Origin of the sequence: Pseudomonas sp. 29, from assembly GCF_002754355.1 — a bacterium.
Lineage (GTDB): Bacteria > Pseudomonadota > Gammaproteobacteria > Pseudomonadales > Pseudomonadaceae > Aquipseudomonas > Aquipseudomonas neuropathica.
The window spans coordinates 2,111,466-2,136,185 of the sequence record NZ_PEEY01000001.1; the positions used below are offsets into that span (position 1 = coordinate 2,111,466).

Annotated in this window: 25 protein-coding genes; 10 read left to right on the plus strand and 15 right to left on the minus strand. The window is 61.3% G+C overall.

The window, feature by feature from the left end; all coding sequences use genetic code 11:
- Nucleotides 1–79: 79 nt before the first annotated feature.
- Nucleotides 80–1,963, plus strand: a complete 1,884-nt coding sequence (locus CLU80_RS09815; RefSeq protein ID WP_099757291.1) for a TonB-dependent receptor domain-containing protein — start codon at nucleotides 80–82, stop codon at nucleotides 1,961–1,963.
- A 110-nt stretch (nucleotides 1,964–2,073) separates the two neighbouring features.
- On the opposite strand, the gene CLU80_RS09820 is transcribed toward CLU80_RS09815, so the two are convergent.
- From CLU80_RS09820 to nrdR, 12 genes are all read right to left on the minus strand, one after another.
- The gene (locus CLU80_RS09820; protein WP_099757292.1) at nucleotides 2,074–2,874 is read right to left on the minus strand and encodes a cobalamin-binding protein; all 801 of its coding nucleotides are present in this window, start codon (nucleotides 2,872–2,874) and stop codon (nucleotides 2,074–2,076) included.
- The gene (locus CLU80_RS09825) at nucleotides 2,874–3,293 is read right to left on the minus strand and encodes a hypothetical protein (protein ID WP_016984118.1); all 420 of its coding nucleotides are present in this window, start codon (nucleotides 3,291–3,293) and stop codon (nucleotides 2,874–2,876) included. Before CLU80_RS09825 ends, CLU80_RS09820 begins: the two co-directional genes overlap by 1 nt.
- Nucleotides 3,290–3,907 carry a GTP cyclohydrolase II gene (gene ribA / locus CLU80_RS09830; protein ID WP_016984117.1) on the minus strand — a complete coding sequence of 206 codons (618 nt, stop codon included), beginning with the start codon at nucleotides 3,905–3,907 and terminating at the stop codon, nucleotides 3,290–3,292. The genes CLU80_RS09825 and ribA overlap by 4 nt, the downstream gene beginning before the upstream one ends.
- A 235-nt stretch (nucleotides 3,908–4,142) precedes the next feature.
- Nucleotides 4,143–4,880 carry a substrate-binding periplasmic protein gene (locus tag CLU80_RS09835; protein ID WP_099757293.1) on the minus strand — a complete coding sequence of 246 codons (738 nt, stop codon included), beginning with the start codon at nucleotides 4,878–4,880 and terminating at the stop codon, nucleotides 4,143–4,145.
- 37 nt (nucleotides 4,881–4,917) lie between these two features.
- Nucleotides 4,918–5,421 carry a phosphatidylglycerophosphatase A family protein gene (locus CLU80_RS09840; protein WP_007910933.1) on the minus strand — a complete coding sequence of 168 codons (504 nt, stop codon included), beginning with the start codon at nucleotides 5,419–5,421 and terminating at the stop codon, nucleotides 4,918–4,920.
- Nucleotides 5,418–6,383, minus strand: coding sequence for a thiamine-phosphate kinase (thiL, locus tag CLU80_RS09845; protein ID WP_099757294.1), 966 nt, complete (start codon nucleotides 6,381–6,383; stop codon nucleotides 5,418–5,420). The genes CLU80_RS09840 and thiL overlap by 4 nt, the downstream gene beginning before the upstream one ends.
- 27 nt (nucleotides 6,384–6,410) lie before the next feature.
- Nucleotides 6,411–6,911: a transcription antitermination factor NusB gene (gene nusB, locus CLU80_RS09850; protein WP_034153728.1), complete on the minus strand. Its 501-nt coding sequence runs from the start codon at nucleotides 6,909–6,911 to the stop codon at nucleotides 6,411–6,413.
- The gene (gene ribH, locus CLU80_RS09855; protein ID WP_003228649.1) at nucleotides 6,908–7,384 is read right to left on the minus strand and encodes a 6,7-dimethyl-8-ribityllumazine synthase; all 477 of its coding nucleotides are present in this window, start codon (nucleotides 7,382–7,384) and stop codon (nucleotides 6,908–6,910) included. The genes nusB and ribH overlap by 4 nt, the downstream gene beginning before the upstream one ends.
- A gap of 91 nt (nucleotides 7,385–7,475) precedes the next feature.
- Nucleotides 7,476–8,567 (minus strand): bifunctional 3,4-dihydroxy-2-butanone-4-phosphate synthase/GTP cyclohydrolase II, encoded by a 1,092-nt coding sequence (ribBA, locus tag CLU80_RS09860; RefSeq protein ID WP_039761895.1) that lies wholly within the window; start codon nucleotides 8,565–8,567, stop codon nucleotides 7,476–7,478.
- 16 nt (nucleotides 8,568–8,583) lie between these two features.
- Entirely contained in the window at nucleotides 8,584–9,246 is a 663-nt protein-coding gene (locus CLU80_RS09865) for a riboflavin synthase (protein ID WP_093434480.1), read from the minus strand.
- A gap of 47 nt (nucleotides 9,247–9,293) precedes the next feature.
- Entirely contained in the window at nucleotides 9,294–10,427 is a 1,134-nt protein-coding gene (gene ribD / locus CLU80_RS09870; RefSeq protein ID WP_099757295.1) for a bifunctional diaminohydroxyphosphoribosylaminopyrimidine deaminase/5-amino-6-(5-phosphoribosylamino)uracil reductase RibD, read from the minus strand.
- On the minus strand, nucleotides 10,424–10,888 hold the full coding sequence (nrdR, locus tag CLU80_RS09875) for a transcriptional regulator NrdR (protein WP_007910946.1): 465 nt from the start codon (nucleotides 10,886–10,888) through the stop codon (nucleotides 10,424–10,426). Before nrdR ends, ribD begins: the two co-directional genes overlap by 4 nt.
- Nucleotides 10,889–11,016: 128 nt before the next feature.
- Between nrdR and CLU80_RS09880 the strand changes: the two genes are divergently transcribed.
- The 3 genes from CLU80_RS09880 to trxA all read left to right on the plus strand — a co-directional run bounded on the left by CLU80_RS09880 (nucleotide 11,017) and on the right by trxA (nucleotide 13,166).
- A complete protein-coding gene (locus tag CLU80_RS09880) occupies nucleotides 11,017–11,481 on the plus strand; it encodes a YbaY family lipoprotein (RefSeq protein WP_053124259.1) in 465 nt (154 codons plus the stop codon).
- Nucleotides 11,478–12,131 (plus strand): class I SAM-dependent methyltransferase, encoded by a 654-nt coding sequence (locus CLU80_RS09885; protein WP_099757296.1) that lies wholly within the window; start codon nucleotides 11,478–11,480, stop codon nucleotides 12,129–12,131. The genes CLU80_RS09880 and CLU80_RS09885 overlap by 4 nt, the downstream gene beginning before the upstream one ends.
- A 162-nt stretch (nucleotides 12,132–12,293) precedes the next feature.
- On the plus strand, nucleotides 12,294–13,166 hold the full coding sequence (gene trxA, locus CLU80_RS09890) for a thioredoxin (RefSeq protein WP_093434468.1): 873 nt from the start codon (nucleotides 12,294–12,296) through the stop codon (nucleotides 13,164–13,166).
- A gap of 88 nt (nucleotides 13,167–13,254) precedes the next feature.
- On the opposite strand, the gene CLU80_RS09895 is transcribed toward trxA, so the two are convergent.
- Nucleotides 13,255–13,614: a hypothetical protein gene (locus CLU80_RS09895; protein WP_099757297.1), complete on the minus strand. Its 360-nt coding sequence runs from the start codon at nucleotides 13,612–13,614 to the stop codon at nucleotides 13,255–13,257.
- 135 nt (nucleotides 13,615–13,749) lie between these two features.
- On the opposite strand from CLU80_RS09895, the gene CLU80_RS09900 reads away from it, so the two are divergent.
- The 5 genes from CLU80_RS09900 (at nucleotide 13,750) to CLU80_RS09920 (ending at nucleotide 17,936) form a co-directional block, all read left to right on the plus strand.
- Nucleotides 13,750–14,343, plus strand: a complete 594-nt coding sequence (locus tag CLU80_RS09900; protein ID WP_093434462.1) for a DUF2796 domain-containing protein — start codon at nucleotides 13,750–13,752, stop codon at nucleotides 14,341–14,343.
- 138 nt (nucleotides 14,344–14,481) lie between these two features.
- Nucleotides 14,482–15,192 carry an ABC transporter ATP-binding protein gene (locus tag CLU80_RS09905; protein WP_016984101.1) on the plus strand — a complete coding sequence of 237 codons (711 nt, stop codon included), beginning with the start codon at nucleotides 14,482–14,484 and terminating at the stop codon, nucleotides 15,190–15,192.
- A gap of 1 nt (nucleotide 15,193) precedes the next feature.
- Complete coding sequence (locus CLU80_RS09910) at nucleotides 15,194–16,459, plus strand: ABC transporter permease (protein WP_093434459.1); 1,266 nt, start codon at nucleotides 15,194–15,196, stop codon at nucleotides 16,457–16,459.
- Between the two features lie 11 nt (nucleotides 16,460–16,470).
- Nucleotides 16,471–16,989, plus strand: coding sequence for a DUF3299 domain-containing protein (locus CLU80_RS09915; protein ID WP_093434953.1), 519 nt, complete (start codon nucleotides 16,471–16,473; stop codon nucleotides 16,987–16,989).
- A gap of 248 nt (nucleotides 16,990–17,237) precedes the next feature.
- The gene (locus CLU80_RS09920) at nucleotides 17,238–17,936 is read left to right on the plus strand and encodes an OmpW/AlkL family protein (protein ID WP_007910962.1); all 699 of its coding nucleotides are present in this window, start codon (nucleotides 17,238–17,240) and stop codon (nucleotides 17,934–17,936) included.
- Between the two features lie 379 nt (nucleotides 17,937–18,315).
- On the opposite strand, the gene pgnE is transcribed toward CLU80_RS09920, so the two are convergent.
- Nucleotides 18,316–19,248 (minus strand): UDP-N-acetylglucosamine epimerase PgnE, encoded by a 933-nt coding sequence (pgnE, locus tag CLU80_RS09925; RefSeq protein WP_095048821.1) that lies wholly within the window; start codon nucleotides 19,246–19,248, stop codon nucleotides 18,316–18,318.
- Complete coding sequence (locus CLU80_RS09930; RefSeq protein WP_049802170.1) at nucleotides 19,241–20,125, minus strand: sugar nucleotide-binding protein; 885 nt, start codon at nucleotides 20,123–20,125, stop codon at nucleotides 19,241–19,243. The genes pgnE and CLU80_RS09930 overlap by 8 nt, the downstream gene beginning before the upstream one ends.
- Nucleotides 20,126–20,432: 307 nt before the next feature.
- On the opposite strand from CLU80_RS09930, the gene CLU80_RS09935 reads away from it, so the two are divergent.
- Entirely contained in the window at nucleotides 20,433–24,719 is a 4,287-nt protein-coding gene (locus CLU80_RS09935) for a DEAD/DEAH box helicase (RefSeq protein ID WP_099757298.1), read from the plus strand.
- Nucleotide 24,720: the final 1 nt, after the last annotated feature.

A 24,720-nucleotide genomic window follows, 5' to 3' on the forward strand; every position in this document is an offset into this window, starting at 1 on the left:
CATTCGCGAGCAAGCTCGCTCCCACAGTGGTTTATGAACTTTCAAAATTGAATTCGCCCTACGCGTCAACGGACCACCGATGAACCTCTCGCGCCTCGCCCTGCCCTTCCTCCTGCTGCCAGCCGCCAACGCCCTCGCCGACACCTTCGAACGTGAGCAAGCCCTGAAGCTGCCCGACATGCTGATCTCCGCCAACCGCCAGGTCGAAGCCCGCAACGACAGCAGCGCCGCCAACACGGTGTTCACCCGCGAAGACATCGACCGCCTGCAGCCGAGTGACGTGCCGGACCTGCTGCGTCGCGTCCCTGGTGTGCAAGTGGCGCAAGCCGGCGGACGTGGCAGTCTGCCGGGCATTTACATTCGCGGCACGCAGTCGGCGCAGAGTCTGGTGCTGGTCGACGGCCAGCGCATTGGCAGCTCCACTTCCGGCGACAGCAACCTGCAGCATCTGAACATCGAGCAGATCGAGCGGGTGGAAGTGCTGCGCGGTTCGCGTTCGGTGATTTACGGCAGCGATGCGATTGGCGGGGTGATTCAGATCTTCACCCGGCGCGGCACTGAGCAAGGTTTGCAGCCACGGATGCACGTCGGTTTCGGCAGCAACCAGACCTGGGAGCGCAGCCTCGGCTTGTCCGGGGGCGACGAGAAAACCCGCTTCAATCTCGGTGCCAGCCTTGATGAAACCGACGGAGGTGACCGTACTCACCAGTCGTACCCAAGCGATGCCGATCACGACGCCTACCGCAATGAGTCCGTTAGCCTGAGCCTCAGCCATGCGCTGAGCGATGACATCGAAGTCGGCGCCAATCTGCTGGATAACCGCGGCAAGAACGAGTTCGACAACCCGTTCGGCCGCTTCGACATGAACACCTTCGAATCGGTCCAACAGCAGCCCTACAGCGATTTCAACGTCAGCAGTGTCAGCAGTTACGTCGATGCTCGGGTCAACGAAACCTGGAAAACCCGGATCGAATTCGGCCATACCGAGAACCGCGAGAAGAGCCTCGACAAGCTCAGCGACGAACGCACGGTGTTCAACACCTACCGCGACTCGGTGAACTGGCAGAACGATCTGACGCTGGACGCACGCAACAGCCTGATTCTCGGCGGCGACTGGTACGAAGACCGGGTCAACAGCAGCACCGCATTCGACGAAGACAGCCGCTGGAACCGCGCCGCATTCATCCAGCATCGCTATCAGGCCGACAGCTTCTCCACGGAACTGGGTCTGCGTCACGACGACAACCAGCAATTCGGCAGCCAGAACACCTGGAGCGGCACGTTCACATTGCCGCTGAACCCGGACAACGACCTGTTGCTGAGCTATAGCGAAGGCTTTCGTGCGCCGACTTTCAACGATCTGTACTACCCCGACTTCAGCAACCCGGATTTGAAACCGGAAACCTCGAAAAGCTATGAGTTGCAGTGGCGCAGCCAGTTGAGCGACAGCAGCCGTCTCGAGGCGTCGATTTACCGTACGGACCTGGAAGACGCGATCATCTTCGGCAGCAATTCACGCCCGGAGAACGTCGCGTCGGCGCGGATCAACGGTTTTGAAGCGGCACTGAAACAGGAACTGTTCGACTGGCAGAGCAACCTTGGCGTATCGATCATTGATCCGCGCGACCGTGATACTGGCCACACCCTGGCCCGGCGTGCGCGGCGCACGTTGAGTTGGGATCTGGATCGACAATTTGATCAAGTCAGCCTCGGTGCCAGTTGGCAGGCGGTCAGCAGCAGTTATGACGACCTGAAAAATGAAAACCCGCTGGGTGGTTATGCGTTGTTCGGCTTGCGCAGCAGTTGGGCGTTGAACCGCGAGATCAAGCTGGATCTGAAGGTCGATAATGTTTTCGACAAAGGTTACAGCCGGGCGAATTACAGCTATGACGGCAGCCAGTACGGTTATCGCGAGGAAGGTCGGGTGTGGATGTTTGGGGTGACTTGGACTCCCCAGCTTTGATTTGAATCTTCGGTGATTTGACTGACCCCTTCGCGAGCAGGCTCGCTCCCACATTTGGAATGCAATCCTCCTGTGGGAGCGAGCCTGCTCGCGAAGAAGTCACCGCAATTTCAGCGGTCAGGCGCGATCAATTGGCAGAGTTTGGCGGTAGCGTTGATCATTTGGCCACTTGGGCGTTCGAGACCTTTGTCGGTGACCAACAGTAATTTTTCCTGCTTCACCGCCGCCACCTTTGGCCAGGCTTTCCACGCATTCAGTTGCGCCTGATCACTCGCCAGAATCACTTCAGGGTCGCGCTGCAACACTGCCTCAATACTCACCTGCGGCGCCGGCAGACTCAGGTCGGCGAACACATTGCGCGCCCCGCACACCTCAAGCGCATCGCTGATAATCTGCCCGCCACCGACGGTGTACAGCGGTTTGTCCCAGACCTGATAGAAGACCCGCAACGGCACTTCCCGGCGATAGCGCTGGCGCAACTCCACGAGTCGTTGGCGCAACGCCGCCGCCCGTTTCACCCCACGCTCCGGTCGCCCCAATTGCACGGCAATGGCTTCAATCTGGGTGGTGAGTTGTTCTAAAGAATGCGGTTCGGCGACGAAGGTCGGGATGCCCAGGCGCTTCAGTTGATCACGCTGCGCCGGGCCGACACTGCCGGGCCACAGCAACAACAAGTCAGGTTTGAGGCTCAGCAACTGCTCCATATCGAGCTGACCATAGCGGCCGACAGAAGGAATGCTGGCAATCGCCGCTGGCCGCTCACCGGCATCAAGCACACCGACCAACAGATCTGCCGAATCCAGCTCAACGACAATTTCAGAAAGGGACGGCGCGAGGCTGACCACCCGCAGGCCCGCCAGCACCGGAGTCGAGACGACCAGCAGCAGAACCGCCAGCCAGAGGCGGCGCATCAGCCGAGTTGACGCGGGATACGGTAGAGATAAAACAGCACCGCCGTGGACAACGCCAACAGCATCAACGGTACGGCTTCAAGACCGACAAACACCGCCAGTGCGCCGATCCACGCCGGCAAGGCTGCCACGAGAAAAGCCGCACGACGACGAGCTGCAAGCGCAATCCACGCGGCCGGTTCATCCGGGGTATCGAGGGCTTTTTGCGTGGCGATCAGCGCATGTTTATAACGGCCAAAAAATTTCAGGCTGACAAACATCGATGCCACGCCGGCAATAAAGAACGGCATCGCCAGCACAGGAAGAATGCCTTCGCCCTGACCGAACAACGCGTTGAGTACGAACAGCGGCACCAACGCCAGTGCGAGGTATTTCCACCAATCGACCGATAACCGGCGCCGCACCTGACCCCGCGTCACGCGCGATCGACCTCGCCCTGATGCTCGTTGCCCATCATGTGGTCGAGCTTGCTGGCCTTGGTCGCCAGATACAGTTTGTTGTGGGGGTTGTGACCGGTGTGTAGCGGCACGCGCTCGGCGACAGTAATGCCCATATCGGTCAAGGCTTTAACCTTGCGCGGGTTGTTGGTCATCAGGCGCAGGGATTTCACGCCCAGATGCTCGAGCATCGGCAGGCACATGGCGTAGTCACGCTGATCAGCGGCAAAGCCCAGACGCTCGTTGGCTTCAACGGTGTCGGCGCCGCCATCCTGTAATTCGTAGGCACGGATCTTGTTCAACAAGCCGATGCCACGACCTTCCTGACGCAGGTACAGCAACACACCACGACCTTCACGGGCGATGGCTTTAAGCGCGCCTTCCAGTTGCGAACCGCAGTCGCAACGCTGGCTGAACAAGGCATCGCCGGTCAGGCATTCGGAGTGCAACCGGCCGAGTACCGGGGCACCGTCGGCAATTTCACCCAGGCTCAGCACGACGTGCTCGCGGCCGGTGGCTTCATCGAGAAAACCGTGCATGGTGAATTGCGCAAAAGGCGTTGGCAGCTTGGAAGCGGCGACAAAGACGACAGGCACCGGTGTGCTCCTGATCTAAAGAGTCTGAAAATTCGCAGGCCGGCATTGTAACAGCAGGTTCCTACCGGCGCTTAGGCTGAATTATCGGGCATAACGATCAAAAAGTTTGATAACAACTGAGTTGCCTCGATCCCCTGTGGGAGCGAGCCTGCTCGCGAAGGCGTCGTGTCCATCGCCCCAATGCTGGCTGAACCACCGCTTTCGCGAGCTGGCTCGCTCCCACAGGGGTAAGTGGTCAGTTCGAGTTGAACGGATACGGCTGCTTCCACTTCTCGAAGATCGGCTTCAACTCGCCGCTCTTCACCAACTGCTCCATACGCTGGTCATACAGCGCCATCAGCGCTCGCGCCTGTGGCGTGTCGGCAAAGCCGAGAAACAGCGGCAGCTCGGCCAGGTGTGAATAGCGATACTGCGCCGGATCGGCTGCGGTTTTCACCACGGCTTCAATCTCGGTCAGCGCATCGATGTAGTAATCCGCCCGCCCCTGCTTGAGCATCGACAGGATCCCGCTACGCCGCTCGATCTGGTTGTAGCGCTTGATATTCGGCAAGAAGTTTTCGTAGCGATAACCGCGCACCCAAGCCAGGCGATACTTGCCCAGCGTCGCTTCGGTAGGCGCCGGATTACTCGCCAGGCCTAATGCGTAAATGTGGTCGGAATCGAAATTCCAGTGCGGGTACAGGACCTGTTCGGCTTCGTCGCGGTAGGAACCGACCAGCGCGTCGACTTCCTTCAATTGCACCAGCCCGACCGAGCGGGTGTAAGGCACGCTGCGAATGTCCAGCTTGACCCCGGCCGGTTCGAACACTTTGCGCAGCACGTCCCAGCCCAGGCCATGGCCGTCAGCGGCGGTGTAGTCTTCCCAGTCTTCGCTGGCCAGATGGATGACTGCCGTCGTCGGCGCAGCTTCCTGCGCACCGGCCACGGTGCTCAGTAAAGCCAAAACCACTAGCGCCAACCAGCGTCGAGCCATCCCTAGTCCCCTCACTTGACCCTGATATCCCTTGGACTCAGGCGAAAATCCAAACCAGTCCCTGCATCGCCAGCCAGGCGAACACGCCGGCCAACACGTCGTCGAGCATGATGCCGACGCCGCCATGCACGTGCCGGTCGATCCAGCGGATCGGCCATGGCTTGAGAATGTCGAAGAAACGGAATACGAGGAAACCCGCGAGCAACCAGTACCAGCCTTCCGGCACCAGCCACAGGGTGATCCACATCCCGACCATTTCGTCCCAGACGATGCCTTCGTGGTCGTGTACCCGCAGATCGTCAGCGACTTTGCCGCACAGCCAGAAGCCGAACAGCATGGTGATCCCGAGCATCAGCCAGTAACCCCAGTCGGGCAACATCTGCCACAACGGGATAAAGGGTAGCGCAACCAGCGAGCCCCACGTTCCCGGCGCCTTGGGCAAGGTGCCGGAACCGAAGCCGAACGCGAGGAAATGCCAGGGATTGCGCCAGACCGACGGCGGAACGAATTCGGCCGGAACCTGTTTCGGGTGATCTGTCACGGTGTCTCCTGAAAATGTTGATAGCCCCGGATTTGCGGGGTGATGTCGTGCCCTTCGCGATCCAGCAGGACCACGCCCTGACCTTCTGCCACGCGACCGATTACATGGATCGGCCAGCCGTTGGCCAGCAGCGCCGGCAATTCGACGGACGGCAGGGTGAACGCCAGCACGTAATCATCGCCACCGCTCAGCGCAGCGCGCTCGGCGCCGCGCTGACCGAGAAACGCCACTAATGCATCCGACAGCGGTACGCGCTCGCGTTCAATCTCAAGTCTCACCTTCGACGCCAGCGCGATATGGCCGCAGTCGGCGAGCAGGCCATCGGAGATGTCCAGCGCCGAGGTGGCTTTGCCACGCAGGGCCTGGCCGAGGGCGAGTTGCGGTTGTGGTGACCAGTAATGATCGAGCAGCGGTTGGGCGACGTTCGCTTCGGCGTCACGCTGACCGAGCACCAGCGGCAAGGCGCCGGCCGCATTACCAAGTTCGCCACCGACACAGAGCAAGTCGCCCGGTTGCGCGCCACTGCGGGTCAACGCCTGACCGGCAGGCACGCGACCAAACACGGTCACCGTCAGGCTCAACGGCCCGCGCGTGGTATCGCCGCCGACCAGCGCGACGCCGCAGCTCTGCGCCATACGGTTCAAACCGTGGGCATAGGCTTGCAGCCAATCAGCAGTCACCGTCGGCACAGTCAGGGCAAGGGTAAAGGCAACGGGCGTGGCGCCCATGGCGGCCAGATCGCTGACCGCAACGGCCAGCGAGCGCTGACCGAGCAGAAACGGATCGCAGGGGTCGGCGAAATGCACACCGGCCACCAGCGTATCGGTAGAAATCGCCAACTGCTCCCCGGAAGGAACAGCGAGCAAGGCGCAGTCATCGCCGATCCCCAGCGCAACGCCTTCGCCGCCCTGCGCACAAGGCGCGGCGGCGAAGAAATTGCGGATCAGCTCAAACTCGCCCATGGCTGAGACAAAGTGTTCAAGCGCCGATCAGCGCTTGAACGCCTTCACTTCAGCTTCACGCAGGCGCGGGGCCAGCTTGTCGAGCACGCCGTTGACGAACTTGTGGCCGTCGGTCGAACCGTAGACTTTCGCCAGTTCGATCCCTTCGTTGATCACCACGCGGTACGGCACGTCGACGCGCTTGAGCAGTTCCCAGGTCGACAGGCGCAGTACGCACAGTTCAACCGGGTCGAGCTCTTCGATGGTCAGGTCCAGGCACGGCGCCAGCGCAGTGTCGATCTCGGTCAGACTGGCCGGAACACCGTGCAGGATGTCGTGAAAGTAGCTGGCATCGGCGAAGGTGAAATCGTTATCGACGCGGAACTGCGCTTCGATTTCGTTCAGCGAAGTACTGGCCATGTGGCGCTGGTACAACGCTTGAGTCGCCAACTGACGGGCAGCGCGGCGCTTTTCACTTTTCGAAGGCTTGCCGGCGTCGGTTGGACGCGGCTCGCGCGGGTTGAAACGATCGCTTTCGTCGCTAATCACTTGGCCTCCAACTGCGCCAGCAGGCTGACCATTTCCAGAGCGGACAGGGCAGCTTCGGCACCTTTGTTACCGGCCTTGGTGCCGGAACGTTCGATGGCTTGCTCGATGGAATCAACGGTCAGGACGCCGAAGGCAACCGGCACGCCGAACTCCATGGACACCTGGGCCAGGCCCTTGGTGCACTCGCCTGCCACGTATTCGAAGTGCGGAGTACCGCCACGAATGACCGCGCCGAGGGCGATGATGGCTGCGAATTCACCTTTCTGGGCGACTTTCTGCGCAACCAGCGGGATTTCGAAGGCGCCAGGTGCGCGGATGATGGTGATGTCGCTTTCGCTCACGCCGTGGCGAACCAGGGCATCAACTGCACCGCTGACCAGGCTTTCAACGACGAAGCTGTTGAAGCGGCCCACTACCAAAGCGTAGCGGCCTTTAGGGGCGATGAAGGTACCTTCGATGGTCTTCAGGGTCATTCGTCAGTTCTCTTAAAGAGCCGGGACGCGTCTGCTACGCGTCCCTCAGTGATTTATTTGCCGCGAATCGGAGACCGGAAACAACCGGTCATTATTCGGAGGGCACGTATTCTACAACTTCCAGATCGAAACCGGATATCGCATTAAATTTCATTGGCGCAGACATCAAACGCATTTTGCGCACACCGAGGTCACGCAGAATCTGCGAACCGGCACCGACGATGCTGTAAGTGGTCGGTTTTTTCGGCGCTGCCTGCTCACCCGTTTCACGGATATGTGCCAGCAGCACATCGCCATCGAGCGGGTGACCAAGCAACAACACGACACCGCTGCCCGCCTCGGCGACCGCAGCCATGGCGGCGCGCAGGCTCCAGCGGCCCGGTTGTTTGACCATCAGCAGGTCGCGCAGCGGATCCATGTTGTGCACCCGAACCAGGGTCGGCTCTTCGGCGCAAACAGTGCCCAGCGTAAGGGCCATGTGCACATCGCCTTCCACCGAATCACGATAGGTCACCAGGTTGAATTGACCCAGTTCGCTGTCCAGTGGCTGCTCGGCAATCCGCTGAACGGTACGTTCGTGGATCATCCGGTAGTGAATCAGGTCGGCGATGGTGCCGATCTTGATGTTGTGCTCAGCAGCGAACGCTTCCAGTTCAGCGCGACGGGACATGGTGCCGTCGTCGTTCATCACTTCGCAGATCACACCACTTGGCTCGAAACCGGCCATGCGCGCGAGGTCGCAAGCCGCTTCGGTGTGGCCGGCACGAGCGAGGGTGCCGCCGGCCTGGGCCATCAGCGGGAAAATGTGGCCCGGGCTGACGATGTCTTCAGCCTTGGCGTCTTTGGCGGCCGCCGCTTGCACGGTGCGCGCACGGTCGGCGGCGGAAATGCCAGTGGTTACGCCTTCGGCGGCTTCGATCGACACGGTGAACTTGGTGCCGAAACCGGAACCGTTGCGCGGCGCCATCAGCGGCAGCTTCAACAGTTCGCAGCGCTCGCGGCTCATCGGCATGCAGATCAAACCACGGGCGTGTTTGGCCATGAAGTTGATGTGCTCGGCCTGGCAGCATTCGGCGGCCATGATCAGGTCGCCTTCGTTCTCGCGGTCTTCGTCATCCATGAGGATGACCATCTTGCCTTGGCGGATGTCTTCAACCAGTTCTTCGATGCTATTGAGCGCCACAAGGCACCCCCTTCAGTCAGGATTTGAGGTAGCCGTTGGCGGCCAGAAAGCTTTCGGTGATGCCACCAGCGCTCGGCTCTGCGGCCTTGTCGCCGAGGAGCAGACGCTCCAGATACCGTGCCAGCAAGTCAACTTCCAGATTCACCCGGCGACCTGGCTTGTACGACGCCATGATGGTTTCACTCAGGGTGTGCGGAATGATCGTCAGCATGAACTCGGCGCCATCGACGGCGTTCACGGTCAGGCTGGTGCCGTCGACAGTGATCGAGCCTTTATGGGCGATGTACTTGGCCAGTTCCTTCGGCGCGCGAATGCGAAATTCCACGGCGCGGGCATTGTCGCTGCGCGAGACGATTTCGCCGACACCGTCGACGTGGCCGCTGACCAGGTGCCCGCCGAGACGGGTGGTCGGGGTCAGGGCTTTTTCCAGATTGACCGGGCTGCCGCTTTTCAGGTCGTTCATGGCGGTGCAGTCGAGGGTTTCACGGCTGACGTCGGCGGCAAAGCCGTCGCCCGGCAGCTCAACAGCGGTCAGGCAGACGCCGTTGACCGCGATGCTGTCGCCGAGTTTGACGTCGCTCAGGTCGAGCTTGCCGGTGGCGACGTGGACCCGCACATCACCGCCCTTTGGGGTCAATGCGCGGATACTGCCGATGGATTCGATGATGCCGGTAAACATGGGGTTCTCCTTGAGAACTGGGCCAGCGCTAACGCGATGGCCGGGAATTATACGCTCGCCGAAAGGACAGGGATGGCAGTGACTCGCCAGTCATCGCCCACCGCGCGAATTTCAGTGATTTTCAGCTCCGGCGCATCCTTCATATAAGCCAGCGGCCAGTCCAGCAGCGGACGCGCCGAAGAACCGAGGAACTTGCCGGCGATGAAGATCACGAATTCGTCGACCAGACCGAGCTGAGCAAAGGCACCGGCCAAGCGTGGGCCAGCCTCGACCAGCACTTCGTTGGTGCCTCGCTTGGCCAGTTCGATCAGCAATTGATGCAGATCGACCTGACCGTCATCACCCGGCACGATCAGGCACTCGGGGCCATGCGCGTATTGCTCTTCGATCGCGACACAGGTGGCAACCAATGCCGGGCCAGCCTTGAAGAACGGCGCATCCAGCGGCACCCGCAGGCGACCGTCGATCAGCACGCGCAGCGGTGGTCGGCTCATGGCCAGCGCGGTTTGCTCGGCATCCAGACCCAACTCGTCGGCACGCACGGTCAAACGCGCGCCATCGGCCAGCACGGTGTCGGCGCCGGTCAGCACCACGGCGGCCTGAGCGCGCAAACGCTGAACGGCCGAACGTGCGGCCGGGCCGGTGATCCACTGGCTCTCGCCGCTTTCCATGGCTGTCCGACCATCGAGACTCATAGCCAACTTGACCCGCACGTACGGCAAGCCGTGCTCCATGCGTTTCAGAAAACCTTGATTGAGCTGGCGCGCCTCGGCTTCGAGCACGCCGCTTTCGGTAGCAATGCCGGCATCGGCCAGGCGCTGCAGACCACGTCCGGCGACTTGCGGGTTCGGATCGCGCATCGCTGCCACCACCCGGGCAACCCCGGCATTCACCAGCGCTTCGGCACACGGCGGCGTGCGGCCATGGTGGCTGCACGGTTCCAGCGTCACATAAGCGGTCGCGCCCCGGGCCAATTCACCGGCGGCGCGCAGGGCGTGGACTTCGGCGTGCGGTTCGCCGGCGCGCTCATGCCAGCCTTCGCCGACGATCTGCCCATCACGCACCACCACGCAGCCGACCCGAGGATTGGGATGGGTGGTGTAATGACCTTTGCGCGCCAGTTCCAGCGCGCGAGCCATGAAGTGAGCGTCGAGGATGGCCTGCTCGCCGGCGCTGGTCATTCTTTCACCGGTTCGCGGGCGAGGCGGTCGATTTCTTCACGGAACTCGTTAAGGTCCTGGAAGCGTTTGTACACCGAGGCGAAGCGGATGTAGGCGACTTCATCAAGCTTTTGCAACTCAGCCATCACCAGTTCGCCGACCACGAGGGATTTGACCTCGCGCTCGCCGGTGGCGCGCAGCTTGTGCTTGATGTGAACCAGGGAGGATTCGAGGCGCTCGACGCTCACCGGACGTTTCTCCAGGGCGCGCTGCATCCCGGCGCGGAGTTTTTCTTCGTCGAACGGTTGGCGGCTGCCGTCGGTTTTGATCAGGCGCGGCAACACCAGTTCGGCCGTCTCGAACGTCGTGAAACGCTCGCCGCAGGCCAGGCATTCACGCCGGCGGCGCACCTGTTCGCCCTCGGCGACCAGACGCGAGTCGATGACCTTGGTGTCGTTGGCACCGCAGAAGGGACAGTGCATGGTGGCTGGCAACAAAAAAAGGGAGGGCCATGGTAGCGCATCCCGGTGGCAAGACAAGCCATAGGCTTTGCGGTATACAGAACGGCATGATCGTTTGATCCATGGATTTCATTTTGCTGGAGCATCCAATGCCGTTACGTCCGCTCGTTTTGCTCAGTCTTTTCAGCCTGCTGGTGGCCTGTGGCAGCGATGCACCCAAGCCCCAGCCGCCAACACCGGGACCTGCCCCGCAGCAAGCGCAGAAAAAAGCCAAAGAGGCTGCCGAACTTGGCCCGCTGCCGGCTTATCAAAGGGAATTGAGCGGCACCCTGCAAGGCGTGCCGGCCGGTGCCGAAGTCGAACTGGCGCTGCTGGTGATCGACGAAAAGGATCGCCCGCAACAATTGCTCGCCAGTTCCAGCCTGATCGGCAACAACCAGATCCTGCCGTTCCGCCTGCGCTTCAACCCGGACGCATTCCCGGCCGGCGCGCGGGTTGAGCTGCGCGGGCGCGCCAGCCAGTCCGGTCAGTTGATTCTGCATCTGCCGTCGCAAACCATCAGCCAGCCGACCACCCAGGCGCTGGGCCAACTGCAATTTGTCAAAGCACCATGAATGCACCGCTCGACCTGCAACAGGCGTTAGGTGAATTGCTCGGCGACGCCAGACTCAAGGTCTGTGCGTTGCCGGACACTGATTTACAGCTATGGCTGATCGATGGCGACAACATGGGTCGCGAATTCAGCCAGGAAGAAATTCAGCGAATCCTGCATGAGCCACCGTATTGGGGTTTCTGCTGGGCCAGCGGTCTGGCGGTGGCGCGTTATCTGGCGGAATTTCCCGAGTGGGTGCGCGGCAAGCGTGTGCTGGATTTCGGCGCTGGTTCCGGGATTGCCGGGATCGCGGCGGTGAAGGCCGGGGCGCTGGAGGTGGTGGCGTGCGATCTCGATCCGCTGGCGATTTCCGCGTGTCGGGCGAATGCCGAGCTGAATGATGTACAGATGAGTTATTCGACGGATTTCTTTGCCGAAGCGGATCGGTTTGATCTGATTCTGGTGGCGGACGTGTTGTACGACCGGGCGAATCTGCCGTTGCTCGATGCGTTTTTAAGTCGTGGCCGTGAAGCGCTGGTGGCGGATTCGCGGGTTCGGGATTTTAGGCATCCATTGTATGAGCACATTGAAATGCTTGAGGCGATGACCTTGCCCGATCTGGCGGAGCCGGAAGAATTCAGACATGTCAGCCTCTACCATGCGCGGCGCTAGCTAAAAGCTTCGCGAGCAGGCTCGCTCCCACATTTGGAATGCGTTTCCCTGTGGGAGCGAGCCTGCTCGCGAAGGCGTCCTGCCAGACAACACATCTCTGCCTTCCGGCCACCCCCCGCCAAGCCGTATAGTTGCCCCATTCACGCTTCTACGAGATCCCCCATGAGTGAGCAAACGCCGTACATCTTCGACGCCACGACGGCCGATTTCGACCAGTCGGTGATCGAGGCTTCCTTCAACAAACCGGTGCTGGTGGATTTCTGGGCCGAATGGTGTGCGCCGTGCAAAGCGTTGATGCCGATGCTGCAAGGCATTGCCGAGAGCTATCAGGGCGAGTTGCTGCTGGCCAAGGTCAACTGCGACATCGAGCAGGACATCGTCGCCCGCTTCGGTATTCGCAGCCTGCCGACCGTGGTGCTGTTCAAGGACGGTCAGCCGGTCGACGGCTTTGCCGGTGCACAACCGGAATCCGCCGTGCGCGCCCTGCTTGAGCCGCACGTGCAGATGCCGCCACCGGCCGCAGCCGATCCGTTCGAGCAGGCTCAGGCGTTGTTTGATGACGGCCGTTACGCCGATGCCGAGGCAGCGCTGGTGGTGATGCTCACTGAGGACAACACAAACGCCAAGGCACTGATCCTCTACGCGCGCTGCCTGACTGAACGCGGCGAACTGGATGAAGCGCAAACTGTGCTCGACGCGGTCAAGAGCGACGAGCACAAGGCTGCACTGGCCGGGGCCAAGGCGCAGATCAAGTTCCTCGGTCTGGCGCGTGACTTGCCGGATGCTGCCGACCTGAAAGCGCGACTGGCGAAAGATCCGCAGGACGATGAAGCGGTGTATCAACTGGCGATCCAGCAACTGGCGCGTCAGCAGTACGAAGCGGCACTGGATGCTTTGCTCAAGCTGTTCGTCCGCAACCGCAACTATGCCGAAGGCCTGCCGCACAAGACCTTGCTGCAGGTGTTCGAGCTGCTGGGCAATGATCATCCGTTGGTGACGATGTACCGCCGCAAAATGTTTGCTGCGCTTTATTAAGATCAAAAGATCGCAGCCTGCGGCAGCTCCTACATTGGGATCGTGTACACCCTTGTAGGAGATGCCGCTGGCTGCGATCTTTTGCGGTTCACTCGATCCAGCTGTAGAGCGGCGTATCCCCGCCGCTCACCACTTTCACGTCCGCACTGTGGCGCAGGCGCACCAACAAGCGTTTGCCCGCCACCGCGCTGCCGGTCAGCCCTTCCAGTTGATCAAGCAGATCCGGACCGCTGAGCTGCCCGGCCTTGCGCAACAGATCCTTGGCCAACTGCCACAAGGCATCGTCCTGATTCAGCGGTTTCGCCGCCGGGGCGGACGCGACCGCCTCAGATTGAGCAACCGGCGCCTGCCCATTCAGTGCCGAACCGAGCTTCGCCCAATCGCCGTCATCCAGCTCCACCGTCAAATCCACCGGCACATCGCCGACGGTTCCGCGTATCCGCAACATTGAGTTCGCTCCCGCACTTTTCTGACGTGCATGCTCCCACGGGACTTGTGCAACGCCAAGCGCACGGGCAAACTCTGCGCACTTTCGTTATAAGATTACATAACAAACTCTTCACTTTACTTCCCGGAGACCGTCATGCGTCGTCTGCTGCTCGCTTTGCCGTTTGCCCTGTTGCCGCTGGCCATCGCCCATGCTGCCGATGAGCACGATCACGACCATGAACACGGCAGCCTCGGTGCGCATGAACATGGTGTTGGCCGTCTGAATGCCGCGCTCGATGGCCAGACCCTTGAGCTGGAGCTGGAAAGCCCGGCGATGAACCTCGTTGGTTTCGAACACGTTGCGACCACGGACGCCGACAAGGCCAAAGTCGCTGCCGCCCGTGCGCAACTGGAAAAGCCGCTGACCCTGTTCAGCCTGCCCACTGCTGCCGGTTGCAAAGTGGTCAGTCAGGAACTGGAAAGTCCGTTGTTCGGCGACAAGCCGGATGCCGATGACCATGACGACGATGAAGCGGACAAGGACGGTCACGAGCATCACCACGACCACAGCGAAATCCACGCGCATTACCAATTCAACTGCGCCACACCGGGTGCGTTGAAGACGCTGGACCTGACTAATGTCTTCAATACCTTCCCGGCGACGCAGAAAATTCAGGTACAACTGATCAGCGCCAGCGGCCAGCAAGGTACCGAAGTGACGGCCAAGGCTGCTGCCCTGAAATTCTGAAATCTGTGAAGATTCCTTGTAGGAGTGAGCCTGCTCGCGATAGCAGACTGTCAGTTGATTCAGTGCTGACTGGTACACCGCTATCGCGAGCAGGCTCACTCCTACAAAGGGGCCACTCAACTCCATATCCGGTTTCAAATGACCCAAGCACTCATCGAACTGTCCGACCTGGGCTTCAACTGGCCCGGTCATCCGCCGCTGCTGGACATTCCGGCGTTTCGTCTGGAGGCCGGCGAAACCCTGTTCCTCAAAGGCCCCAGCGGCAGCGGCAAGACCACCCTGCTCGGTCTGCTCGGCGGCGTGCAGAAACCCGGTCGCGGCAGCATTCGCCTGCTCGGCCAGGAACTCACCGAACTCTCCGCCGGCGCTCGCGATACCTTCCGTGTCGACCACACCGGCTACATCTTCCAGCAATTCAACCTGCTGCCGTTTCTCTCGGTACGCGAAAACGTCGAGCTGCCGTGTCACTTTTCCAAGCTGCGCGCGCAACGGGCGAAACAGCGCCACGGCAGCGTCGATCAAGCCGCCGCCACCCTGCTCGCCCACCTCGGTTTAAAGGATGAAAGCATCCTCAGCCGTCGCGCCGATTCGCTGTCGATCGGCCAACAGCAGCGGGTCGCTGCCGCGCGTGCCTTGATCGGTCAGCCTGAGCTGGTGATCGCCGACGAACCGACCTCGGCGCTGGATTACGACGCCCGGGAAAACTTCATCCGCCTGCTGTTCGCCGAATGCCGCGAGGCCGGATCGAGTCTGCTGTTCGTCAGCCACGACCAGAGCCTGGCGCCGCTGTTCGACCGTCACCTGTCCCTGGCCGAACTCAATCGCGCCGCCACGTCTGCCGAGGTCTGAGATGTATCTGTTTCGTCTGGCCATGGCCAGCCTGGCCAACCGCCGCTTCACCGCTTTGCTCACGGCTTTTGCCATCGCCCTCTCGGTGTGTCTGTTGCTCGCCGTTGAGCGGGTGCGCACCGAGGCCAAAGCCAGTTTCGCCAGTACTATCAGCGGCACCGACCTCATCGTTGGTGCCCGTTCCGGCTCGGTGAACCTGTTGCTGTACTCGGTGTTCCGCATCGGCAACGCCACCAACAACATCCGCTGGGACAGCTTCGAACACTTCGCCAGCAACCCGAAAGTGAAGTGGGCGATCCCGATGTCCCTCGGCGACTCCCATCGTGGCTACCGGGTGATGGGCACTACCGAAGCCTACTTCGAGCATTACCAGTACGGTCGCCAGCAGCATCTGCAACTGGCGGACGGTCGTGCGTTTGCCACCGATCCTTTTGAAGTGGTGCTCGGTGCGGAAGTGGCCGATGCGCTGCATTACAAGCTCGGTGACAAACTGGTGCTGGCCCACGGCGTGGCCGCGATCAGTCTGGTCAAGCACGACGACAAACCGTTCACCGTGGTCGGCATTCTCAAGCGCACCGGCACCCCGGTCGATCGCACATTGCACATCAGCCTCGGCGGCATGGAGGCGATTCACATCGACTGGCACAACGGTGTTCCGGCGCGTGGCAATGGGCGGATCACAGCGGATCAGGCGCGCAACATGGACCTGACGCCGCAAGCGATCACCGCATTCATGCTCGGCCTCAACAGCAAGATTTCCACCTTCGCCCTGCAACGCGAGATCAACGAATTCCGTGGCGAGCCGATGCTGGCGATTCTGCCGGGTGTAGCCTTGCAGGAGTTGTGGAGCCTGATGAGCACCGCTGAAAAAGCGCTGTTCGTGGTCTCGTTGTTTGTGGTGTTGACCGGGTTGATCGGCATGCTCACGGCGATTCTCACCAGCCTTAACGAACGGCGTCGCGAGATGGCGATCCTTCGTTCGGTCGGTGCGCGCCCTTGGCATATCGCGAGTCTGCTGGTGCTCGAGGCGTTTGCACTGGCGCTGACCGGGGTGATTGCCGGGGTGGCGTTGTTGTACATCGGCATCGCCGCCGCGCAGGGTTATGTACAGGCCAATTACGGTTTGTATCTGCCGCTGGCGTGGCCGAGCGAGTATGAATGGACGCTGCTCGGTGGCATTCTGGCGGCCGCGCTGCTGATGGGCAGCGTGCCGGCCTGGCGCGCTTATCGCCAATCCTTGGCCGATGGCCTGTCGATCCGTTTATGAGGATGTTCACCATGCCCCGCGCTGCACTCGCGCTGCTGTTGTTGATCGCCCTGCCCGTGTGGGCAGCGGCGCCGAAAGACCTGACGTGGTCGGAAATGATTCCACCGGACGCCGCGCCGGAAGTGCCGAACATGACCCCGCTGCACGACATGTCGAAGATGAGTGATGCGCTGTCCGCCGAGTCCGCGCCAGCGGCCAAGCAGGACCTGCCGAACGCGCCGGTGGTGAAGTCCCTCGACGGTCAGAACATTCGTTTGCCGGGTTATATCGTGCCGCTGGAAGTCAATGAAGAAGGACGCACCACGGACTTTTTGCTGGTGCCGTATTTCGGCGCCTGCATCCACGTGCCGCCACCGCCGTCGAACCAGATTGTGCATGTGAAAAGCGAGTTGGGCGTGAAGCTTGATGAGCTGTATCAGCCGTACTGGGTCGAGGGACCGTTGCAGGTCAAGGCGTCGAGCAGCGAACTGGCGGATGCCGGGTATCAGATGGATGCGGACAAGATTTATGTGTATGAACTGCCGGAGTAATTCCCGGTAATTTTGTGCTGTTGTAATGACCCCTTGGCGAGCAAGCTCGCTCCCACAGGTTTCGGTGGTGACCATAAATTTTGTGGTCGACTCGATCAATGTGGGAGCGAGCTTGCTCGCGAAGGGGCCTTCAAAGTTTCCACGGAAACCCGCCCCTTCACTGTTTCATTGAGCTGAGTCAAAAGACCGTATCAGTTGGCTTCGTACCATAGGACATCGAACATTTTTAACGTCCTTTCGGAGCCCCCATGAACAAGTCCTTGCTCAGCGCTTCGCTGTTTGCCCTCGCGCTCGCAGCCCCGCTCGCCCACGCCCACGAAGCCGGTGACATCCTCATCCGCGCCGGTGCGATCACCGTCAACCCGAAAGCCGACAGCTCCAGCGTCAAGGTCGATCAGGGTCCGTTGAGCGGCACCAATCTGGGCGGCAAAGCGACCATGAGCAGCGACACTCAATTGGGTCTGAACTTCGCTTACATGCTTACCGATCACGTCGGCCTCGAGTTGCTCGCGGCCACGCCGTTCGAGCATGACGTCAAACTCAAGGGTACTGCCCTGCCAGCGGCCAACGGCAAGCTCGGCACCCTGAAACACCTGCCGCCGACCCTCAGCGTCGTCTACTACCCGCTGGATTCGAAGTCGCCGTTCCAGCCGTATGTCGGTGGCGGTATCAACTACACCTGGATCTATGACGAACACGTCGGCAGCGAAGCCAGTGCTAACGGTTTCAGCAACTTCAAGGCGAAAAACTCCTGGGGTCTGGCCTGGCAGGTCGGTGCCGACTACATGCTGACCGACAACATCATGCTCAACGCCCAAGTGCGTTACATCGACATCGACACCCGCGCCACCGTCGAAAACAACGCCGTTGCGCCGGGCACTCGCGCACGGGTGAATGTGGATGTGGATCCGTTCATCTACATGGTCGGTTTGGGCTATAAGTTCTAAGTCGATTGACCGAACGTTCACGTGGTGGTGAATGAGGCTTGGTGGTGAGCAGGCATAGAACTGACGGCGACCGTACGCAGTTGATCGGGGGATAACATCCCCTTGCCACAGGAGTAGCGACATATTCCGGCCGTGAAAAAGGCGCCTGTCAAAGGGCGCCTTTTTCATGTCTGCCTGGCATGCGTGGTGAGTTTGAGTCTCCCCCCTCACCCCAGCCCTCTCCCTCAGGGAGAGGGGGAAAGGGAGCCGATTTGGGTGCTTTTCAAATCCAAGTTCGACTCGGTATTTCACGTCGGCGCATTTCTCACAAACGCTACGGTCAGTCCCCTCTCCCTCTGGGAGAGGGTTAGGCGGGCGGCGTTCCGATGAGGGGCTCTTTTCAGGCTCGTCCCAACAACCGCGCCAACCCCACGCTCATCGGCGTCTGCTGCGGCAGCTTGAAGCGTTCCAGCAGACGAGCGTTATTCGCCCGGGAATGACGGATATCACCGGAACGCGCCGGGCCATAGCTGATCGGCGGCAGCTCACCGACCACCGCTTGCAGGGCTTCAAGCATTTGCTTGAGGCTCATCGCCTGATTCCATCCAACATTCACCGCACCGACTTCCACCTCAGGTTTTTCGATGCCCTGTACCAGCAAATCAACCAGATCTTCGACATAGAGGAAATCACGCGTCTGCTCACCATCGCCGAACACGGTAATCGGCAAGCCTTTCTGTGCGCGCTCACTGAAGATGCTGATCACCCCGGAGTACGGCGAGGACGGATCCTGACGTGGGCCGAAGATATTGAAGAAGCGGAAAATCACCGGCTCCAGGCCATGCTGGCGGCGATAGAAATCGAAATAATGTTCGCCCGCCAGCTTGTCCGAAGCGTAAGGCGTCAATGGGGCTTTGGGCGTCTCTTCATCAATCGACTCGCCCTCGCCATTGTTGCCGTACACCGCCGCGCTGGAGGCGTACAACACGCGCTTGACCCCGGCCAGACGCATGGCTTCGCAGACATTCAGCGTGCCGATGAAGTTGCTCTGGTGAGTTTTCACCGGATCGTCCACCGAGGCCTGCACCGACGCCACGGCCGCCAGGTGAGCGACTGCGCTGCAGCCTTGCATGGCTCTGGCCACCAGCGTCGCATCGGCGACATCGCCGACAATCAGCTCAACCTGCGGATTATCCAGCGGCAGGTTGCTGCGCTTGCCGGTCGACAGATCGTCGAGAATGCGCACCGAATGCCCCTTGGCAAGCAAGGCGTCGGTCAGGTGCGAGCCAATGAATCCGGCTCCGCCGGTGATTAAAACAGTCCCTTCAGCCATGACGGTAGAACCTATCCAGTAAGCCCGGGAGTGCGGCGCGCCAGGCGCGCGGTTTGATCCCGAAAGTGTGCAGAATTTTCTTGCAGGCCAGCACCGCGTGTTGCGGCTCTTCGGCAGCGTCCGGTCGCGCGGCGTGAGCCTGGGCGGTTGGTGCTTCGATCGCTAGGGCGTGCAGGCTGCGCGCTTCGGTCAGAATCGCCTGGCCCAGCGCCAGCGGTGTGGTCGCTTCGTGGCCGGCGTAGTGGTAAGTGCCCCACAGCGGCGCGGCGCAATCGAGTTGTTTGAGCACCGAAATGATCACTCGCGCGGCATCGTCGACCGGGGTCGGATTGCCACGGCGGTCATCGGCCAGCAGCAACTCTTCCGGTTGTTCGGCGCGGGCGAGGAAGCGCCCCAGAGTGCCGTCCGGGCTGTCATCGAGCAACCAGCCAAATCGTAGCAAAACGTGTTGCGGGCAAGTGGCGCGCACACTTTGTTCAATTCGCCACAACGCCTGACCGCGCAAACCCAGTGGCACCGGTTCGTCTTTTTCGCTGTACGCCGTGGCACGCGAACCGTCGAACACCCGATAACTGGAAGGCTGGACGAGGACGATGTTGTGGTGCTGGCACAGTTCGGCCAGACGTTCGATCGCACGTTCCTGCCCGGCCATGCGGCTTTCGCTGACGGTTTCGGCCTGGAACCAGTCGAAATAGTAGGCGAGATTGATCAATGCATCGGGACGGGTGTCGTCGAGCAATTGGGTCAGGCTCGCGGCATCCCAGCCGTTTTCGGGCGGGCGGGGGGCGAGGAAACCGATGTCTTCCTCTGCACCGAGGCGAATCAGCGCCTGCCCAAGGGCATTTCCGCCGCCCAGTAACATAAGGCGCATTCGCATAGAGTCAGCAGGCCCAGTCTGATTGGAACGATGGCTTTAGCGACGGCTCTTGTGAAACCGTCGTCGATAATTGCCGGAATCGTTGCATTTTGCGGGTTTAGTGCGCAACCGTCATCCGTAAAGTGTAGATCGCCGGGATTTGTGTCGTGGCCACTGGCCCCTTCGCGAGCAAGCTCGCTCCCACAAGGGATTTACGGCGCACACAAATCCACTGTGGGAGCGAGCTTGCTCGCGAAGAGGTCCGGCCAGACGCTGAAGATCCCAGCGGTACTTGCATCTTCACACCCGCGCCCGCATAACTTAAGCCATGAGTCTGCCCATCCCCACGGACGCGGCCCTGGCAGGCTTTCACCCCGCCGTCAGTGCCTGGTTCAGCAACACATTCGCGACGGTCACCGCCGCCCAGGCCCGCGCATGGCCGTTGATCCGCCAGCGCCGTTCGACGCTGATCGCTGCGCCCACCGGCTCCGGCAAAACCCTCACTGCGTTTCTGGCCGTGCTCGACGACCTCGTCCACCGAGGCCTTGAAGATCCCGACGGCCTGCCCGACGAAACCCTGGTGGTCTACGTCTCGCCACTGAAGGCGCTTTCCAACGACATTCGCATCAACCTGCAAAACCCATTGGCGGGGATCACCGAACACCTGCGGCAGATGAGTCTGCCTGGGCTGGCAATCACCACCGCCGTGCGCACTGGTGACACCCCGCAAAAAGAACGCGCGGCCATGCGCAAGACCGCGCCGCACATTCTGGTGACCACCCCGGAATCGCTCTACGTGCTGCTCGGTTCGGAATCGGGACGAAAAATGCTCGGCACCACGCGCACGGTGATCATCGATGAAATCCACGCGATAGCCGCAGGCAAACGCGGCAGTCATCTGGCCCTCAGTCTTGAGCGACTGCAGGCGCTGTGCGGCGAACCGCTGACCCGCATCGGCCTTTCGGCCACGCAGAAACCGGTGGAAGCCGTGGCGCAATTTCTCGTCGGCCATGAGCGCCCCTGCGAAATCATCGACATCGGCCATGCGCGGCCACGGGATCTGGGCATCGAAGTGCCGCCCGTGCCGTTGTCGGGAGTGATGGCCAACGATGTCTGGGAACGGGTCTACGACCGCCTCGCCGAACTTGCGCGCGAGCACCGCACCACGCTGATTTTCGTCAACACCCGGCGCCTGGCCGAACGCCTGAGCCGGCACCTCAGCGAACGCCTGGGCAAACACGCCGTAGCCGCGCACCACGGCAGCCTGGCCAAGGAGTTTCGCCTCGACGCCGAACAACGGCTCAAACGCGGCGAGCTAGAGGTGTTGATCGCCACCGCCTCGCTGGAACTGGGCATCGATATCGGCGAAGTCGATCTGGTCTGCCAGATTGCCTCACCGCGCTCTATCGCCGGTTTTCTGCAACGTGTTGGCCGCTCCGGGCACCAGGTGGGCGGCACACCCAAGGGCCGTTTGTTCGCCACCACCCGCGACGACTTGATCGAATGCACCGCCCTGCTCGACTGCGTGCGCCGAGGCGAACTCGACACCCTGCACATCCCGGTCGCGCCGCTGGATGTTTTGGCGCAGCAGATCATCGCCGAAGTCAGTTGTCAGGAATGGCCGGAGGACGCCTTGCTGGCGATGTTCCGCCGCGCCTCGCCCTACCGCGATCTCGACGAAAGACACTATCAGGCCCTGCTGAGCATGCTCGCCGAAGGCTACAACGGTCGCCAGGGCATCCGCAGCGCCTACCTGCACCGCGACGCCGTCAGCCGCACCTTGCGTGGCCGTCGCGGTTCACAACTGACCGCCGTGACCAGCGGCGGCACCATTCCCGATAACGCCGACTACAGCGTCATGCTCGAGCCGCAAGGCCTGAACATCGGCAGCGTCAACGAAGACTTCGCAGTGGAAAGTATTGCCGGCGACGTGTTCCAGCTCGGCAACACCTCCTATCGCATCCTGCGCGTGGAAACCGGCAAGGTCCGCGTTGAGGATGCCCACGGCCAGCCGCCGACCATTCCGTTCTGGCTCGGCGAAGCGCCGGGGCGCAGCGATGAATTGTCATCGGCTGTCGCACGTCTGCAAGCACAGCTCGATGAACTGCTCAGCGCCAGCCCCGGCAATCTGCAACCGGCACTCGACTGGCTGACTCAGACCCTCGGCCTCAACCGCGCCAGCGCCGAACAATTGGTCGAATACCTCGCCCGCGCCCGGCAGACCCTCGGCGCCCTGCCCTCGCAAGACACGCTGCTGATGGAGCGCTTTTTCGACGAATCCGGTGGCACCCAACTGATCATTCACTCGCCGTTCGGCAGCCGCATCAACCGCGCCTGGGGCCTGGCCCTGCGCAAGCGTTTCTGCCGCACCTTCAACTTCGAATTGCAGGCCGCCGCCAGCGAAGACGCGATCGTCCTGTCGCTGTCCACCAGCCACAGCTTTGAACTCGATGACGTCTGGCGTTACCTGCACAGCAACAGCGCCGAGCACATCCTTATTCAAGCCGTACTCGATGCGCCGCTGTTCGGCGTGCGCTGGCGCTGGAATGCCGGTGTGGCACTGGCATTGCCGCGCTTTACCGGCGGGCGCAAAGTTGCGCCGCAGTTGCAGCGGATGAAAAGCGAAGACCTGATTGCCAGCGTGTTTCCCGATCAGATCGCCTGCCTGGAAAACCTTGCTGGCGAGCGCGAGATTCCCGAACATCCCCTGATTGAGCAAACCCTCGACGATTGCCTGCACGAGGCGATGGACAGCGAGGGCTGGCTCAATCTGCTACGGCGCATGGAGCGTGGCGACGTGCGCTTGATCAGCCGCGACTTGCCGGCGCCCTCGCCGCTCGCCGCAGAAATTCTCAGTGCGCGGCCGTACACCTTTCTCGACGATGCACCGCTGGAAGAACGTCGCACCCAAGCAGTGATCAACCGGCGCTGGAGCGATCCGCAATCGACCGATGATCTCGGCGCGCTGGATGCGGACGCCATAAACGCTGTGCGCGCAGAAGCCTGGCCGACGCCGAACGCTGTGGATGAAATGCATGAGGCGCTGATGAGCCTGGCGTGCATCAGCGATGAGGAAGTGCAAACGAACGAAGGCTGGCGTGCATGGCTGGAAAATCTGGCCAGCAGTGGTCGCGCCTGCCGTCTACAGATCGATGCCGAGCATGGCTTGTGGCTGGCCCGCGAACGCCTAACGTGTCTGCAAGCGCTTTATCCACAGGCCAAATTGCAAGCCGAACTGGAGGCGTTGCCGGGATTCGATGAGGCGTGGACGTTCGATGAAGCGCTGGTCGAAGTGATCCGCGCGCGCCTCGGTGCCTTCGGACCGCTGCCATTATCCGCGATTGCCGAACCGCTCGCGTTGCAGGCCACTGAAGTCCATCAAGCCTTCGCCCAACTGGAGCGCGAAGGTTACGTGCTGCGCGGCCAATTCACGCCGGGATTGGAAGTAGAAGAATGGTGCGAACGGCATCTGCTCGCGCGCATTCATCGCTACACGGTCAAGCGCCTGCGCCGGGAAATCGAACCGGTAGCGCTGCAGGATTTCATGCGGTTTCTGTTCGACTGGCAGCATCTCTCGCCTTCTACTCGCGGTCAGGGTAGAGCCGTGTTGCCGGCGATTATCGGCCAGTTCGAAGGCTACGCGGCGGCGGCTTCGGCGTGGGACAGCGATATCCTCCCGGCGCGATTAAAAGACTATTCGCCAAGTTGGCTGGATGAGCTGTGCCGCAACGGCAAACTGGTGTGGACGCGCCTCAGTGCCCGGCAAAAAATCAGCGGTACGGCGTTGCGCAGCACGCCTATCGTGCTGCTGCCGCGCAGTCAGGTCGGCCTGTGGAGTGCGCTGGCCGAACAGACGCCGGTGAGCGAACTTTCGCCGAAAACCCAGAAGGTCTTTGAAGCCTTGAGCCAGCACGGCGCGCTATTTTTCGATGAGCTGATTCATGAAGCGCACCTGTTGCGCACCGAGCTGGAAATCGCCTTGCAGGAACTGGTCGGCGCCGGCCTGGTGAACGCCGACAGCTTCGCCGGCCTACGCGCGCTGATCACCCCGGCGAGCAAGCGCCAGCAGCGCAGCAGTCGGCGTGGGCGCGGGGCGTTTATCGGTGGGATGGATGATGCCGGGCGCTGGGCGTTGCTGCGGCGCGGAACGGCTGTGGATAACAGCGAAACCCTGGAACATGTCGCGATGACATTGTTGCGCCGTTATGGCGTGGTGTTCTGGCGCTTGCTGGAGCGTGAGGCGGACTGGCTGCCGAGCTGGCGCGAATTGCTGCGCACGTTTCATCGGCTGGAAGCGCGCGGCGAGATTCGCGGCGGGCGGTTTGTCAGTGGTTTGGCGGGGGAACAGTTTGCCTTGCCCGAGGCGATTCCATTATTGCGCGAAGTACGTCGGCGACCGCATGACGGCAGTCTGGTCGCGGTGTGCGGGGTCGATCCATTGAACCTGGCCGGGACGTTGTTGCCAGGGACGAAAGTGCCGGCGCTGGTGAGTAATCGGTTGGTCTATCGGGATGGGATTCCAGCGGCGGCGGAGATTGCCGGAAAGCAGCAGTTTTGGCTGGAGCTGGATCAGATCGATATGGAGCAGGTGCGCGGCAAATTGATCCGGCATTAAG